The organism is bacterium (assembly GCA_026416715.1).
Lineage (GTDB): Bacteria > UBP4 > UBA4092 > JAOAEQ01 > JAOAEQ01 > JAOAEQ01.
Genome location: JAOAEQ010000023.1, coordinates 13,354 through 26,969, shown reverse-complemented (window position 1 = coordinate 26,969; position 13,616 = coordinate 13,354). Strand labels below are relative to the sequence as shown.

Below are 13,616 nucleotides of genomic sequence, written 5' to 3'. Positions count from 1 at the left end.
AGTAATCTCTACACCCTCCGCATTCTCTACGGTGTAGATTATTTATTTACTTGGCCAACTCGGTTTCAGTTCAACAAACATTGTACTTATCCCACGTTGTACCTGCAGAACCACACTTTTCGGTTTCTTCTCCGCAACTTCTTTCATCAACCGTTCGACATCTGCGATATCATTAATTGTTTGTCCATCTATCTTCAGGAGTAAATCTGATACGGCAAGATGCGATAACGCTGCCCAACCTCCTTCCCCAACACTTTCTACTAATACACCGGTTTGTTGTTCACCCCATTTTTCTTTCGCTCTGTCGAGGAATCCGATTTCGCGCACCGTGAAATCGAAAATATCATCGCGATACTTTTTCATCTCCCGTGGCAATTTTGGCGATGCCGCAAGGGTAATCGGAATCGTTATTTCTTTTTTATTTCGGATAACAGTCAATTCAGCGGTTGCCCCAATCTTATATTGCCGAACCATAGTCGGGAAGACTTCGAAATCCTCCGGTTGTGATGCCGCGATTTTCTCACCATCGATAGCGATAATGATATCGCCAACTTTCAATCCTGCTTGTTCTGCGGTCGTATTCGGATAAACCTGCGTGATACGAACGCCGGTTTTCCCTTCGAGTCCCAATCCTTCAGCTAAATCTTTAGTCAACACCTGAGTTGCTACCGGCACCCAGGCTTTTCGCACTTCTAGTCCTGGGTCTTCCAGTTTTTTGATTCCAACTTTTACCACGGTTAGATACCGTTCTGTCTTCCGGTCAAATGCAACTACCACTGGGACCGGCTCTTGTTTCCCTTCAATAATTTTTTCAGTTATCGCCATTAATTCTTGCACAGTATTAACCGGCTGGTCATTCACTGCAACAATAACATCCTGTTCGTTCAGTTTTGGTTTCGCTTCATCGCAAGGACCGCCAGCACGAAGCGAGGTGATACATACCCCATTGCGCGAATCCCGTTTGAGTTGTTTTTGCATCAAGAGCGATATATTCCGAACCGTTATGCCCCATTCTTTCAATTCTTGTTGTTTCGGTTGAGCTGCTTCTCGCTCTTGAGTGGTCACTTGTACCACTTGCTCTTTCCCATCACGTAGAATAAGTATTTCTGCATCTTTTCCCACGGGTAAGCTCGCTATAAACTGATTGAATATCGGTATTTCTTCCGCAAACCGAACCGTTACCGGTTGGCCATTAACTTTCAGAATAATATCACCGGATTTCAATCCAGCTTTTTCTGCCGGAGAACCTTCGATAGTTCCGCTAACCAAAACTCCGCGTTTATATTCTGAAAATTTTAGCAATGGTTGAATCCCGATTCCAATCCAAGAGCGGGAAATCTTTTTATTTTTAATCAATTCTTCTGCGACCGATTTTGCTAAATTCCCAGGAATAGCGCTCCCTATGCCCATTTTCATTTCATTAACCCCGATAACTTCGCCATTAAGGTTAACTAAGGGCCCGCCGGAATTCCCACCGAATATCGGTGCATCATGACCTATCCAACGAACGATAGCACCGATATCTTCGCCATCCATCGTGAACTTCTCCGACCAGTATAAATCCGGCATAACTAATGCAGTGTTACTAACAATCCCCATCGTTACCGATTGCGATAACGCATACGGACTTCCCATGGCGAGCACATAGTCTCCGACCCGAACTTTATCAGAGTCACCGAACTGGACGTATGGAAATCGCCGTTTCCCATCCGATTTCAGTTTAATTACCGCAATATCCGCAAGCGCATCGGTTCCAACTAATTCCGCATCGAGTTCTTCTTTATTTGCCAGCGTACACATAATCTGTTTCGTTTTTCCGGCAACGTGATGGTTCGTGATAACATACCCTTCCGGTGAAATAATAAACCCACTACCCGCAGATTCATATTTCTGCTCTTTTCCCGACCAATAATCTACTTCAACGACATGAATACGTACCAGTGCCGGATAAACTTTTTTCACTGCTCGGTCAACCGCTTTTCTAACATCATTGACAGTAACAGAGTTACTCCAACTCGGGAAAAATAACATGAACGTAACGATTACTAAAATTGAATCTACCGTTATTTTACGAAATAGATGGTTTTGAGCTATCATAGTGTTCTCCTAATTTACCAAAATTATAATTAGTTACATCGTGAATGTCGCGAATTGAAAACAGGAAAACTTAGATTCATTCTAATGGAATTCGATACCTAGCCGATTGAATAATGTAAATAAGTATAAATCCAATTGTAACTTTATGCAAGGTGGATTATTCTTTCGTTTCCGATTCACGCAGAAGCATTATTTTTCGCAGATAATAAAAAATAGATGAGTATCCCTGAGTTTAAACCCGAAATATAGTTATGGGCTAAATCCCGTGTAAATCAATCGAATATGTTTTCCTCTCTTAGATTATGACACCAAAAGAACGACTCAAAAGAATTCTCGCCCATCAGATAGCTGACCGACTGCCATGGGATTACTGGGCAGACCCGACAGTAACCGACCGGCTTGTATCGCATTTCGGATTCAGTGATACCGAACAATTACTCCGCTATTTCGACGTTGATTTCCGGTATCTTGCAGGACCGAGTTATGCAGGGCAGAAATTAAAAAAATATGACGACGGGTCAGTAGCTGACCTTTGGGGAGTTCGTCGGAAAACTATAACCGTTGAACAGGGAACATTCAGATGGAGTTATCAACACGTGGTAGAATCGCCGTTAGCTTCTGCAACGAGTGTTCAGGAAATCGAGCAGTATCCGAACTGGCCTAAAGCAGATTGGTGGGATTATTCAACGCTCGTTCATGATTGTGCAAAATATCGGGAGCATGTCATCGTTAACGCTGGCGACCGACTAGACCGCACGGCGCAACTTAAACCGCTCTTCTATCTGCGCGGAATGGAACAGAGTTATATCGATTTGGTTCAGAATCCTAAAATCGCAGAAGCGATTATCGCGCATATTCGCGAGTATTTTTTAGATTATAACCGTCGCGTATTCGAATCTGCCCAAGGGAAACTTGATATTTTCATGATGGGAGATGATTTCGGGACTCAGACCGGATTGATGTTTGATATCACTACCTGGCGGAGATTTTTTAAACCGGGATTTAAAGCATATATTGAACTTGCACATCAGTTCGGGTTGAAAGTTATGCATCATACCTGCGGTGCGGTGCGCGAGCTAATCCCAGAGTTTATCGACTGCGGATTAGATATCCTGCAATCAATTCAGCCGCAAGCGAAAGGAATGGATTTAGCGGAGTTAAAAAAAGAGTTCGGTCACGACCTTTGTTTCCATGGCGGAATTGATATCCAGCATACGGTTCCGCACGGCACACCGGATGAAATCCGGCAGGAAGTTAAACAGCGCTGCGAAATCGGAAAAGAAAACGGCGGATATATTATATGCACCGCACATAATATCCCGCCCGATACGCCGACCCAAAATATTCTAGCTTTATTTACCGCCTACCAGGAATTTGGGAAATACTAAAATACTATCTTAAATTTACATTTAGCATTATACATTTTACATTTTGAAATGGAAAAAGGTTTACCGGTTCACCCATACTCCGCCGTGCTGCTGCGATCGAACAGCGAGTTCCAATACTGCGACGGTACCGAGTGCTGCGTCAATTGAATATTCTGGTTCAGCTCCTTTAAAAAAAGCTACTACATATTTCATCAGGTTCAGATAAAATCCGTCATAATTTTTAATCGTTCCACAGACGAACTTTTTCCCTACCCGGAATCCGAACTGCCAGGGACAAGCATCATGCTGATTTTCTGCTTCTCGAACTTCGACCGTCGCTCGTTTCCCCGAACCGTAATCAAGCGTAACGAAATGACTTAAAGCGGTTCCGGTATCAATCAGTCGTTGGAACTGGCCGCCGAGAATCCGCATTGCCATTGCAATCGTATGGACACCATATCCTTCCCATTTTCCGAACCCGCGAACAAAAACTTCGGTTATCCCTTCTTTAAATATCGGCAGATGCTGTTCTAATTCGACGGAGAACGCTAGCGCTGAACTCGACATAATCCGCGTTCCCGATTGTCTGGCTAGGTCAACGATAAACTGTGCATCCGCGAGATTCGGTGCCAGGAATTTATCGATAAACGTCGGTTTCCCAAATGGCAAGACGGATTCGCAGAATCGACGGTGGAACTCGATATCATCCGGTGCCATAACCATAACCGCATCGACCTGACGGGCGACTTCTTCAGCTGATGCGACCCGAAGTACGCCGTTTTTCGAACACCAATCCGCTTCGCCTTTTGGATGCGATTCCCAAGCAGCAACAATCCGGCATTCTTCAGCTGCTAGCGGTCCGTGGAGCAACTGCAGGAATTTATCGCTATGATAATTATTTAAATGATGGTCAACAAGTCCTATTTTAAACATATCTTTTCCTCATAATGTTGGATAATTAAGATAAAATATATTCCTAAATAGACGAATCGCGAAATCTTAACCGTTAGTCATCCCATGTCGTATTTAACGCATAATGGGAGCTTTTAACTTCTTACTATTTATTGTTTATCTTCTCCGGTTGTTTTCTTCCGCAGCAGATGTTGCCGGTTTTTTTTGTCCCCGATGGCACATATAGCAGGTAGCTTGTTTAATCTTTTTCCCAGGAACGGTTAGATATTTTTTATTCACCTCTTGCACCATGGTTAACATTATCCGTGAAATAACCTTTTCCCTTTTCGCATCAGATGAGAAATCTTTGGTATCATGGCAGAACGTGCAGTTAACCCCTAATCCCGGATTAATATCCGATGCCATATATTTCGTCACCTCAGCATACGATTTATATTTCAACACCTGGACATTTTTTAGCTGTTGGCTTGACTGCTGTGCGATAGCTAGGTAAACGATACTCCCGGCAATAATTATTGCAAGGACTACTCCTAAAACTTTTTTCATAGACGTCACCTCTCTTGATTAAAATAAGTCGATTTCTTAATACCAGCATAGCATTATATCCATTATTGAGCAAGTAAATGTTTATTTGATTCTCCCGAATCAGCTTGGATTCAAAACGGAGAAAGAATGGAGAGAAACCCGAATTGATCGGATCAATTCGGGTTTTTCTCTTCTCTCTCATCTCTCATAGATGCTATAGACACTTCTAAAAGAATCATTTGCGGTACGCTAGATGTATTAAAGTAACTTCAATAAATTTTATTTCAGGAGGGCGCTATGCCAAATCTATCTATCTCACAAATTAACGTTGGGAACCGGATACGATTCGAGGTTGGGAACATTGAAGAGCTGGCGGAAGATATCCGCCAGTATGGATTATTACATCCGCTGGTAGTCACTGCAGAACTGGTTATTTTCGTTCAACAGCTAGGAGTGATTATATCCTATTATCAGGAATTAGCGCTGCAACTAAACCAAACACAGGAAAGTGAAATGAACGAGTTGGCTATGGAAGGAAATGGTTGTCTTGCCTAGCCGGCGAGACAACCTGATGTAGCGAACCCAGAAATAGGCAAAAAGGATTCACCACGATTTAGGTTTATCCGTTCTCTTCTGACTTCAGGCGAGTATATTTCACGCGAATAATCCGCCGTCCTTCAACTTTAGTTACGGTGAACAGTTGGTTTTCGTAGGTTACCGTTTCTCCGCCGACTGGGATACGGGCAAGTTCATCAAGAATAAATCCGGCTAACGTATCATACGGCATATTTTCCGGTAACCGGATGTTGTAATCTTCCCGCAAATCATGTATCGTCATGGTCGCATCTAACGATAACGACCCGTCTTTTAATTTAATCACGCGTTCTTCTTCAGTATCGTATTCATCTTGGATTTCGCCAACAATCTCTTCAATTAAATCTTCGAGAGTAACTAAACCAGTAACTGCACCATATTCATCGACGACAATCGCCATATGTATTTTCTGTTTCTGCAACTCGCGCAATAGTTCACTGATCAACTTAGTTTCTGGAACGAAATATGCCGGACGTAGTAGGTCAGAGAGAATAATTAAATCCCGGTTTTCTTCCAGTGCAAGGACGTCTTTAATATAGACGATGCCGACGATATGGTCTAAATCAGACTTATATACTGGCATACGGGAGTAACCGGTATCAACTGCTGCGCGAATAATCTGAGTCGCTGAGGTATTAATTTCTAACCCAACAATGTTCGTTCGCGGAACCATAACTTCTTTCACTTGCCGGTGGGTAAACGTGAGAACATTTTCCATAATCTGCTTGCCGGTAGCAGAAAGTTTCCCTACCCGATGTGATTCCGCAAAAACTAATCGGAGTTCTTCTTCGGTATGAGCAAGTTCTGTTTCGCTAATAGCTCTAATTCCAAATAATTTCAACAATTGGTTAGCAGATTCGTTAAGTAACCATATCGCTGGATAAAAAACTTTATAAAACCATTTCAATGGATAAGCTATCCATAACGAAGTCGTCTCTTCCCGCTGGATAGCTAACTGTTTCGGGGCAAGTTCACCTAAAACAATATGCAGAAAAGTGATAAAAATGAACGCTAACGGGGTGGCAATAACATGTGATACTGTTTCCGAAGATGTTATTCCCCAGAAGGTAAATACCGGGGCGATCAGGCGAGCGACAAATGGTTCACCTATCCAACCAAGTCCAAGACTAGCGATTGTTATTCCGAGCTGGCATGCGGATAAATATGCGTTTAAATGCTGAATGATGTGTCGGACGACTTTTGCCGGAGCAATCCCTTTTTCAACTAGGGTTTCTATTCTCGTAGCTCGGACTTTAACAATTGCAAATTCAGCTGCAACAAAAAAACCATTTAGGAAAACTAAAAAGAATACCGCTCCGAGTTTGAATATAATATCGTAGATAAATTCCATGGTAATATAGAAACCTAAATTGTATCAAGTATTGATAAATCCACTAGGGTTATGTTAGCAAAAAACGGGAGAGTGGGCAAACTCGGTTTATTAAATTCGCCGAGATGCGATATGATTCCTTTTTAAGGTTATGCTATAATTTTCGTCAAATTTTTAGGCAGGAGGAAACGATATGCTTGAATTCATCAACCAACTTAATTCCTCTTTGAATAATTTTATTTGGGGGCCGCCAGCATTAGTGCTATTAGTGTTAACCGGGATATTCTTAACCCTACGAACGAAATTTATTCAATTCACAGCATTTCGTCGAATGATAAAAGAAACCGTAGGGAAAATAACGGAAAAAACTGACCATCGGGAAGGCGATATTTCTCCGTTTCAAGCGATATCAGTAGCGATGGGCGGAACGGTAGGTGTCGGCAATATTGCTGGCGTCGCAACGGCAATCGCGCTCGGTGGACCGGGTGCCGTGTTCTGGATGTGGGTTTCCGGTGTATTAGGAATGTGTACCAAATTCTGTGAAGTGGTATTAGCGGTGCATTTTCGGAAGAAAGAAGCAGATGGACCATATATCGGCGGGCCGATGATGTATATGACAGAAGGATTGGGTAAGAACTTTAAAATATTAGCCATATTATTTTCTATATTTGGTGCGTTCGCCGCGTTCGGAATTGGAAATATGGTGCAAGCGAATTCAGTTGCGCTCGGCGCGCAACAATTCGGCATTTCACCATGGATAACTGGGATAGTGTTATTGTTTGCGGTAGGAATTGTTACCATCGGTGGACTTAAATGGATTGCAAATGTTGCAGTTATCGTAGCGCCGTTTATGTGTATCCTTTATTTTCTTGGTGCAGCAGTTGTTATCCTGTTTAATATCACGCAACTCCCAGCGGTAATCGGGTTGATATTCCAATCCGCATTCAGTTCATCTGCAGTCGCTGGCGGTGCGGTAGGCACTTCGGTTTGGCTCGCTATGCGGTACGGTCTTGCGCGAGGAGTATTCAGTAACGAAGCTGGACTTGGCAGTGCGCCGATAGCTCACGCAACCGCGAGAACTGACCATCCCGTTCGGCAGGGGATGTGGGGGATTTTTGAAGTGTTCGTTGATACGCTTGTTATTTGTAGCGCAACCGCGTTTGCAATCCTGATGACAGGGGTGTGGAGTTCGGGGAAAACCGGGTCGGAACTAACCATGCTCGCATTCGATACGTTCTATGGAAAAACTATCGGCGGGCCGCTGGTGGTTCTCTCAATGATATTAACCGCTTACGATACTAACCTGGCTTGGTGTTTTTATGGAGAAACCTGCGCTGCATATTTATTTACTAATAAAGCGAGGATAGTATACCGAATTATCTGGTTACCGCTAATCGTAGTGGGTGCAGTCGGCGGATTAGAAATGGTATGGAGTTATGCCGATACGTTCAATGGATTAATGATGATTCCAAACATTATTGCGTTGATTGCTCTTTCCGGAGTTGTGGTTAAATTGGTTAAAGAGTTTTTTATCAAATTTCCAAAATAATAACCAGGGCTGGAACTCAATGATAAAAAAACCGCAGAAACACTTTACGGTACCATGCTATTCTTCAAAGTTCTTTGCGTTCGCTGCGGTTAAAAGATTTGTTAGGCATTTATTGTTTATCGCCGTTTTCGCGGTCGACCCCGTGGTCGTCTTTTCTTCGGGCGCCCCCGTTTCCGTTTTAGCACTGGTTCAGCAGGTTCTGCTGGTCCAGTTACCCCAAGTACAGGAGCGGTCGGTATAGTACGTTTCCGTTTAATTGCATATTTTGCATTCATTTTTTCTAACCATTCGGTATAATCAGCGACCACCGATTCTAACGTCTGCAAATAACTCGGCCGTATTTCCATTCGCGCACCCTCAATCCACGGTTTTACCTTCTCCCAGACCTGTAACATTTCAGCGTTGTTCTGAAAAAACAATTGTTGATCAATCGCTCCAGCGCGAACGATACTCGCGGCCATATTCCAATAACTAGTTACCATCCGAATCATTCGTTCCTCTTCACTACCGGGCAGATATTTCCGTTGATACTCTTCCCAGTTATATGCGCTGAACTGGGTTAAAAACCATTGCCGTGCCCGACGAAGTAACGCTTCGCGACGTAAATCGTATAACTGCAACAGTAATCGTGCGTCTTCGTATTTCGCTTTAGCCATACGTTTTGTAAACCTCCTATATTTATTTTTTTAATGCAAACCTATACTGCTAACACTGTTGAGCTTGTGAGCTTGCTGAGATACTAACAATAATAATTTTGTTTCCTAAGCAGTTTTAAGGGCTAAACGATAATTGATTATTAATAATTAATTAGCGTTTTTCTGATTTCGCTGATATTTGCCGGTGGTGTATTCGTTGGAATCGCACAGCCAGGTCCAAGAATCACCCCTTTCTTCCCGAGGTCTTTGATCGTCTGAAATACCTGTTCTCTAATTTCGGGCGGGCGGACTGAATCCGTATTTAATTCATCTATTCCACCAAGGATACAACCAGAATATTTGTTCCGCGCTTCTTTCAGGCTCGGAGCAGTATGTCGATGCGACCAGTTCAATGCATGAACCGGGTATTCTTTCACTAAGTCGAACATAATATTCTTTCCATGAATATGAAGCACATTGAACGGTGCGGAACTTGCAGCATTTAATACTTCTAAATCATACGGTTTACCGAAGACACAGTATTCCTTTTCAGACATCAGGTCGAAACTTGCTCCACCAATTGATAAAAATATCCCGCTTAAACCACTGTTGATTGCAACAGAAATATAATTATAAAAACTTTCCGTAATAACTTCTAATCCGTATTTAAGTTTTTTCGGGGCGGTCCGCTGGTGCTCGAATATCCGGTCACGTGCTAACTTCCGTGCAGTACTCCACGGACTGAATATGGTATCGATATAATAGGCTTCGCCGTTTAATTGTTTTCCGATAAGTTTTAACGCAACCAATTGCTGTTTAAACCCACCTTGGTTAATATTTACCGGTTTCAGTTTCAACCAGTCATTTGGTTGCTTAATTTCCTGCATTCCTTCCGGTAATGGATAGGGATAGTCGTGCATGACCTTGATAAAATCTAAATTGAATTTCCGATAAAAGGTTAATTCCGCTTCTGCAAGTGCTTGTCCCGGTAGATACTGCAGTCCAAAATGATACCAAACACTATACGGAATTCGGTCAACTGTTTTCCCATTAATAGCCTTATGTATTCGTTCAATTTTGTTCATATCATTAGCGTTAAATGCTCAGGGTCAAATGTCTCGCATCACTATTCTCGGTCAGAACTCAAATGTCATAATTAACTTCAAAGATTTAATAATGACCTTTATTTACCATTAAGATTTTGACATTTGGCATTAAGGGATATCCCTTCAATTTCTAACAATTTTCTTTTAATATTTATTCCGCCACTATAACCACCGAGGGTTCCATTTTTATTAATTACCCGATGACAAGGGACTAATATTGGTATCGGATTTTTTCCTGTTGCTTGGCCAACAGCACGAGCTGCATTCGGATTGTTGATTTGTTCAGCGATCCATTGATACGACCTCAGTTGACCATAAGGTATCTGACATAAAATTTTCCAGATCGATTGTTGCAACGGTGTACCTAAACTAAAATCAAAAGATAATCGCGATATATTAATTTTTTTACCAGAAAAATATTGATTTAATAATTGTATGATTTTACGAAACGGAACTGAATTTTCTTCTATTGAACAAGAGGGGTATAAAGCATATAACTCTTTCAAAAATAAAGACTTATCATTATTTTTTCCAATTCTTATCCGAGCCAACCCCCGTTCTGTTGCTGCAAGATATAGTTTACCAATGGTAGAGCTGATAGCAGTATAGTAGATTATATTTTTAGTTTTTTTACGAGCTACATAACAACTGCTATGTTTTTGAGCGGGAATTGTTGAAATAACCATTTTGCCCTTATATACTACACCAGCTAGAATAAATTCGCAAGTAAAATCTGCACTAATTCAATAATCCTGCACAAAAACTATAAATATATTTAGTAATAATCGAGGGTTAATTTAAAACCATGGAAGCATGTAGCATTATCACCGCATCTCTGCAAGAAAGAAAGTATGTATAGACTTAATCAAGAGATTCAATTTGTAGAATCAAAAATGATTTTTATTAGGGGAGAATGAGAAACGGTATTTTTTATTATTTCCGACTACCTGGTTTCACAGCAGGGATTCCCGCTTTACATAAAGGACAAGATTCAGGTGGATAGGTTTCAACTTGGATTTGAACTAACGAATGGACAGGAATATCCGGTTTAAAATTTCCACCGCTTCGGTCAACTAACGCAGCGACACCAACAACTTTTCCACCTTGTTCAGTTGCAGCGCGGATAACTTCTAGCGTTGACCCGCCAGTGGTAATGACATCTTCTACGGCAAGAACATGTTCGTTCGGTTGGATGGTAAATCCACGACGAAGTGTCATTTTCCCTTCAACACGTTCGGTGAACAATGCGCGAACGCCAAGCGCACGCGCTACTTCATGCGCAACAATAACTCCACCTAATGCCGGACCGATAACCACATCAACCTTTAATTCTTTAACTTTTTCTGCAAGTTGCTTTCCAAATTTTTCAGCGAGTTTCGGATACTGGAGAACCAGAGCACATTGCAAATATTTACCGCTATGCAACCCAGAAGATAATAAGAAATGCCCTTCTAGAAAACCGCCGCATTCTTTAAGTGTATCTAATACTTTTTGTTGCTCTTTATCGTTATGATTATTTTTCTCATTCATTTATTAGAAACCTAAGTTTAACACAGTGATAATTGATGTCCTGAACACAAGAATTATATTGCCGCATTAATTAATCCTTTGAATATTGTAACTTTTGATTATTAAGTGTATACAAAAAAAAATAAAATTGCAAGTAGAAATTTAACAATTTAATATGTTACAAAGAAATTATCACGGATTCATATGAATGCAATCAGTGTAAATCTGTATTTTTATCTATCAGCGTCAGGAGTTAGGAGATTTCTTCTATGATCCGTTGTGCAGCGTCAACAGGATTTGGTGCAAGGGTTATTGGCCGACCGACTACAATATAATTTGCACCGGCAGCAATCGCTTCCTGCGGTGTCATAATCCGTTTCTGGTCTTGCGCGTCCGATGCCCAGCTCGGGCGAATCCCCGGCGTTAGAATAATAAATTCCTTTCCAAGTTTCTCCCGAATCGGAACAATTTCTCTCGGTGAAGCTACCACACCATTTAATCCCGCTTCATGCGCTAATAGCGCAAAATGGACCACCTGATTCGTCAACCCTTTTTCGATTCTGATCTCCTGCTTTAATATCATTTCATTAATACTGGTTAAAATCGTTACCCCTAAAATAATGGGCATCGGTAGATTTAATGCTGTTGCGGTATCTTTTGCTGATTGAACTGCAGCATGCATCATAGCCAACCCGCCTGAACAATGAACATTAAACATCCAGACTTTATGTCGCGTCGCCGCTGCGGCAGCACCGGCAACCGTATTCGGAATATCATGAAATTTTATATCTAAAAAAACTTTTCCACCGAGATTTTGAATATAACGGATGATTGTCGGACCGAGTGCAGTATATAACTCTAGCCCGATTTTAAACGCACCGACATAGAGCGCTAACTGGTCAATCAACCGTTTAACCTTCTGTTCATCCGGAGTATCAAGCGCAACAATTAAAGGATTCATACGAAAAACCTATAACTGAAGAACGAAAGCACATAGAAACGGAACAACGCAACATTCGCAATTTTTTCGGTTTTTAAGTTATTTCATTTATGACTATGATGCAATTTGGTTAAACCGTCAATAATTTTTATCGGGATCTGCGGGTCAACGAATATTCCGGTTCCAATTGAGACCGCTTTTGCGCCAGCATAGAAGAATTCTAGCGCGTCGTCAGTATTCATGATTCCGCCAGTTCCAATAATCGGAACGGTTACTGTTTTCGCTAATTCGTAAACCATGCGGACTGCAATCGGTCGAATCGCCGGTCCAGATAATCCACCAACTAGATTACCTAATTTTGGCTTGCCGGTTTTGGTATCAAACACCATCCCGAGCAGAGTATTGATAGCAACTAACGCATCGGCACCGGCATCAACCGCACTTCTTCCAATGAGGGTTATGTCCGTTACATTTGGTGTAAGTTTGACTAATAGCGGGAGTTTAGTTGATTTTCGAACTGCAGAAACCACTTCTCTAGTCAACTCTGGGTCAATCCCAAAGAGCATCCCGCCGGATTTAACGTTCGGACAGGAGATGTTCATTTCTAGTCCTGCGATACCGGATTCTGCGGATAACATTTCAGCTAATTGAACGAATTCAGCAACTGATTCTCCAGCGATGCTAACGATAATAGGGGTGATAAATTTTTTTAGGATAGGTAGTTTATCAGAAATAAATTTATGTATCCCAATATTCTGCAGCCCAATCGAATTCAACATACCTGCAGGAGTTTCAACCAACCGTGGCGGCGGATTGCCAAACCGCGGAGCAACGGTGATGGTTTTGGTAACCAATGCGCCAAGTCGATTGATATCAACCAACTTTGCATATTCATCGCCGTAACCGAACGTGCCAGAAGCAACCATCACCGGATTTTTCATTCGGATACCTGCTAAGTTTATTGAAAGGTCTGACATAATACCGAGTTAGATAAAAATGTCAAATACAGAAAAACCTCACTGAAAAACTAAAATTGGGATTTTAGCATTTGG

General features: G+C 41.7%; 13 protein-coding genes. 3 read left to right on the top strand and 10 right to left on the bottom strand.

What is annotated here, in order from left to right; genetic code table 11:
* Positions 1–42: 42 nt before the first annotated feature.
* Positions 43–2,097: a PDZ domain-containing protein gene (locus N3A72_10005; GenBank protein ID MCX7919916.1), complete on the bottom strand. Its 2,055-nt coding sequence runs from the start codon at positions 2,095–2,097 to the stop codon at positions 43–45.
* A 302-nt stretch (positions 2,098–2,399) separates the two neighbouring features.
* On the opposite strand from N3A72_10005, the gene N3A72_10000 reads away from it, so the two are divergent.
* Positions 2,400–3,485 carry a hypothetical protein gene (locus N3A72_10000; protein MCX7919915.1) on the top strand — a complete coding sequence of 362 codons (1,086 nt, stop codon included), beginning with the start codon at positions 2,400–2,402 and terminating at the stop codon, positions 3,483–3,485.
* Between the two features lie 60 nt (positions 3,486–3,545).
* Here N3A72_10000 and N3A72_09995 read toward each other — a convergent pair whose 3' ends face one another.
* Both N3A72_09995 and N3A72_09990 read right to left on the bottom strand, forming a co-directional pair.
* The gene (locus tag N3A72_09995) at positions 3,546–4,397 is read right to left on the bottom strand and encodes a Gfo/Idh/MocA family oxidoreductase (GenBank protein MCX7919914.1); all 852 of its coding nucleotides are present in this window, start codon (positions 4,395–4,397) and stop codon (positions 3,546–3,548) included.
* A gap of 135 nt (positions 4,398–4,532) precedes the next feature.
* Positions 4,533–4,922 carry a c-type cytochrome gene (locus N3A72_09990; GenBank protein ID MCX7919913.1) on the bottom strand — a complete coding sequence of 130 codons (390 nt, stop codon included), beginning with the start codon at positions 4,920–4,922 and terminating at the stop codon, positions 4,533–4,535.
* A 276-nt stretch (positions 4,923–5,198) separates the two neighbouring features.
* Between N3A72_09990 and N3A72_09985 the strand changes: the two genes are divergently transcribed.
* The gene (locus N3A72_09985; GenBank protein ID MCX7919912.1) at positions 5,199–5,456 is read left to right on the top strand and encodes a hypothetical protein; all 258 of its coding nucleotides are present in this window, start codon (positions 5,199–5,201) and stop codon (positions 5,454–5,456) included.
* Positions 5,457–5,520: 64 nt separating this feature from the next.
* Here the strand turns inward: N3A72_09985 and N3A72_09980 are convergent, their stop codons facing one another.
* Complete coding sequence (locus tag N3A72_09980) at positions 5,521–6,846, bottom strand: hemolysin family protein (protein MCX7919911.1); 1,326 nt, start codon at positions 6,844–6,846, stop codon at positions 5,521–5,523.
* A 172-nt stretch (positions 6,847–7,018) separates the two neighbouring features.
* Between N3A72_09980 and N3A72_09975 the strand changes: the two genes are divergently transcribed.
* Positions 7,019–8,374 (top strand): sodium:alanine symporter family protein, encoded by a 1,356-nt coding sequence (locus N3A72_09975; protein ID MCX7919910.1) that lies wholly within the window; start codon positions 7,019–7,021, stop codon positions 8,372–8,374.
* A gap of 116 nt (positions 8,375–8,490) precedes the next feature.
* On the opposite strand, the gene N3A72_09970 is transcribed toward N3A72_09975, so the two are convergent.
* From N3A72_09970 to N3A72_09945, 6 genes are all read right to left on the bottom strand, one after another.
* On the bottom strand, positions 8,491–9,030 hold the full coding sequence (locus N3A72_09970) for a hypothetical protein (protein MCX7919909.1): 540 nt from the start codon (positions 9,028–9,030) through the stop codon (positions 8,491–8,493).
* A gap of 140 nt (positions 9,031–9,170) precedes the next feature.
* Entirely contained in the window at positions 9,171–10,094 is a 924-nt protein-coding gene (locus N3A72_09965; GenBank protein MCX7919908.1) for a hypothetical protein, read from the bottom strand.
* Between the two features lie 98 nt (positions 10,095–10,192).
* Positions 10,193–10,801 (bottom strand): methylated-DNA--[protein]-cysteine S-methyltransferase, encoded by a 609-nt coding sequence (locus tag N3A72_09960; GenBank protein ID MCX7919907.1) that lies wholly within the window; start codon positions 10,799–10,801, stop codon positions 10,193–10,195.
* A 247-nt stretch (positions 10,802–11,048) separates the two neighbouring features.
* The gene (gene pyrE / locus N3A72_09955) at positions 11,049–11,645 is read right to left on the bottom strand and encodes an orotate phosphoribosyltransferase (GenBank protein ID MCX7919906.1); all 597 of its coding nucleotides are present in this window, start codon (positions 11,643–11,645) and stop codon (positions 11,049–11,051) included.
* Between the two features lie 232 nt (positions 11,646–11,877).
* Positions 11,878–12,585, bottom strand: coding sequence for an orotidine-5'-phosphate decarboxylase (gene pyrF, locus N3A72_09950; protein ID MCX7919905.1), 708 nt, complete (start codon positions 12,583–12,585; stop codon positions 11,878–11,880).
* Between the two features lie 83 nt (positions 12,586–12,668).
* Entirely contained in the window at positions 12,669–13,541 is an 873-nt protein-coding gene (locus tag N3A72_09945; GenBank protein ID MCX7919904.1) for a dihydroorotate dehydrogenase, read from the bottom strand.
* Positions 13,542–13,616: the final 75 nt, after the last annotated feature.

Coding starts and splice junctions, on each gene's coding strand:
- N3A72_10005 (MCX7919916.1), bottom strand. CDS start 2,097: ATGATAGCTCAAAACCATCTATTTCGTAAAATAACGGTAGATTCAATT.
- N3A72_10000 (MCX7919915.1), top strand. CDS start 2,400: ATGACACCAAAAGAACGACTCAAAAGAATTCTCGCCCATCAGATAGCT.
- N3A72_09995 (MCX7919914.1), bottom strand. CDS start 4,397: ATGTTTAAAATAGGACTTGTTGACCATCATTTAAATAATTATCATAGC.
- N3A72_09990 (MCX7919913.1), bottom strand. CDS start 4,922: ATGAAAAAAGTTTTAGGAGTAGTCCTTGCAATAATTATTGCCGGGAGT.
- N3A72_09985 (MCX7919912.1), top strand. CDS start 5,199: ATGCCAAATCTATCTATCTCACAAATTAACGTTGGGAACCGGATACGA.
- N3A72_09980 (MCX7919911.1), bottom strand. CDS start 6,846: ATGGAATTTATCTACGATATTATATTCAAACTCGGAGCGGTATTCTTT.
- N3A72_09975 (MCX7919910.1), top strand. CDS start 7,019: ATGCTTGAATTCATCAACCAACTTAATTCCTCTTTGAATAATTTTATT.
- N3A72_09970 (MCX7919909.1), bottom strand. CDS start 9,030: ATGGCTAAAGCGAAATACGAAGACGCACGATTACTGTTGCAGTTATAC.
- N3A72_09965 (MCX7919908.1), bottom strand. CDS start 10,094: ATGAACAAAATTGAACGAATACATAAGGCTATTAATGGGAAAACAGTT.
- N3A72_09960 (MCX7919907.1), bottom strand. CDS start 10,801: ATGGTTATTTCAACAATTCCCGCTCAAAAACATAGCAGTTGTTATGTA.
- pyrE (MCX7919906.1), bottom strand. CDS start 11,645: ATGAATGAGAAAAATAATCATAACGATAAAGAGCAACAAAAAGTATTA.
- pyrF (MCX7919905.1), bottom strand. CDS start 12,585: ATGAATCCTTTAATTGTTGCGCTTGATACTCCGGATGAACAGAAGGTT.
- N3A72_09945 (MCX7919904.1), bottom strand. CDS start 13,541: ATGTCAGACCTTTCAATAAACTTAGCAGGTATCCGAATGAAAAATCCG.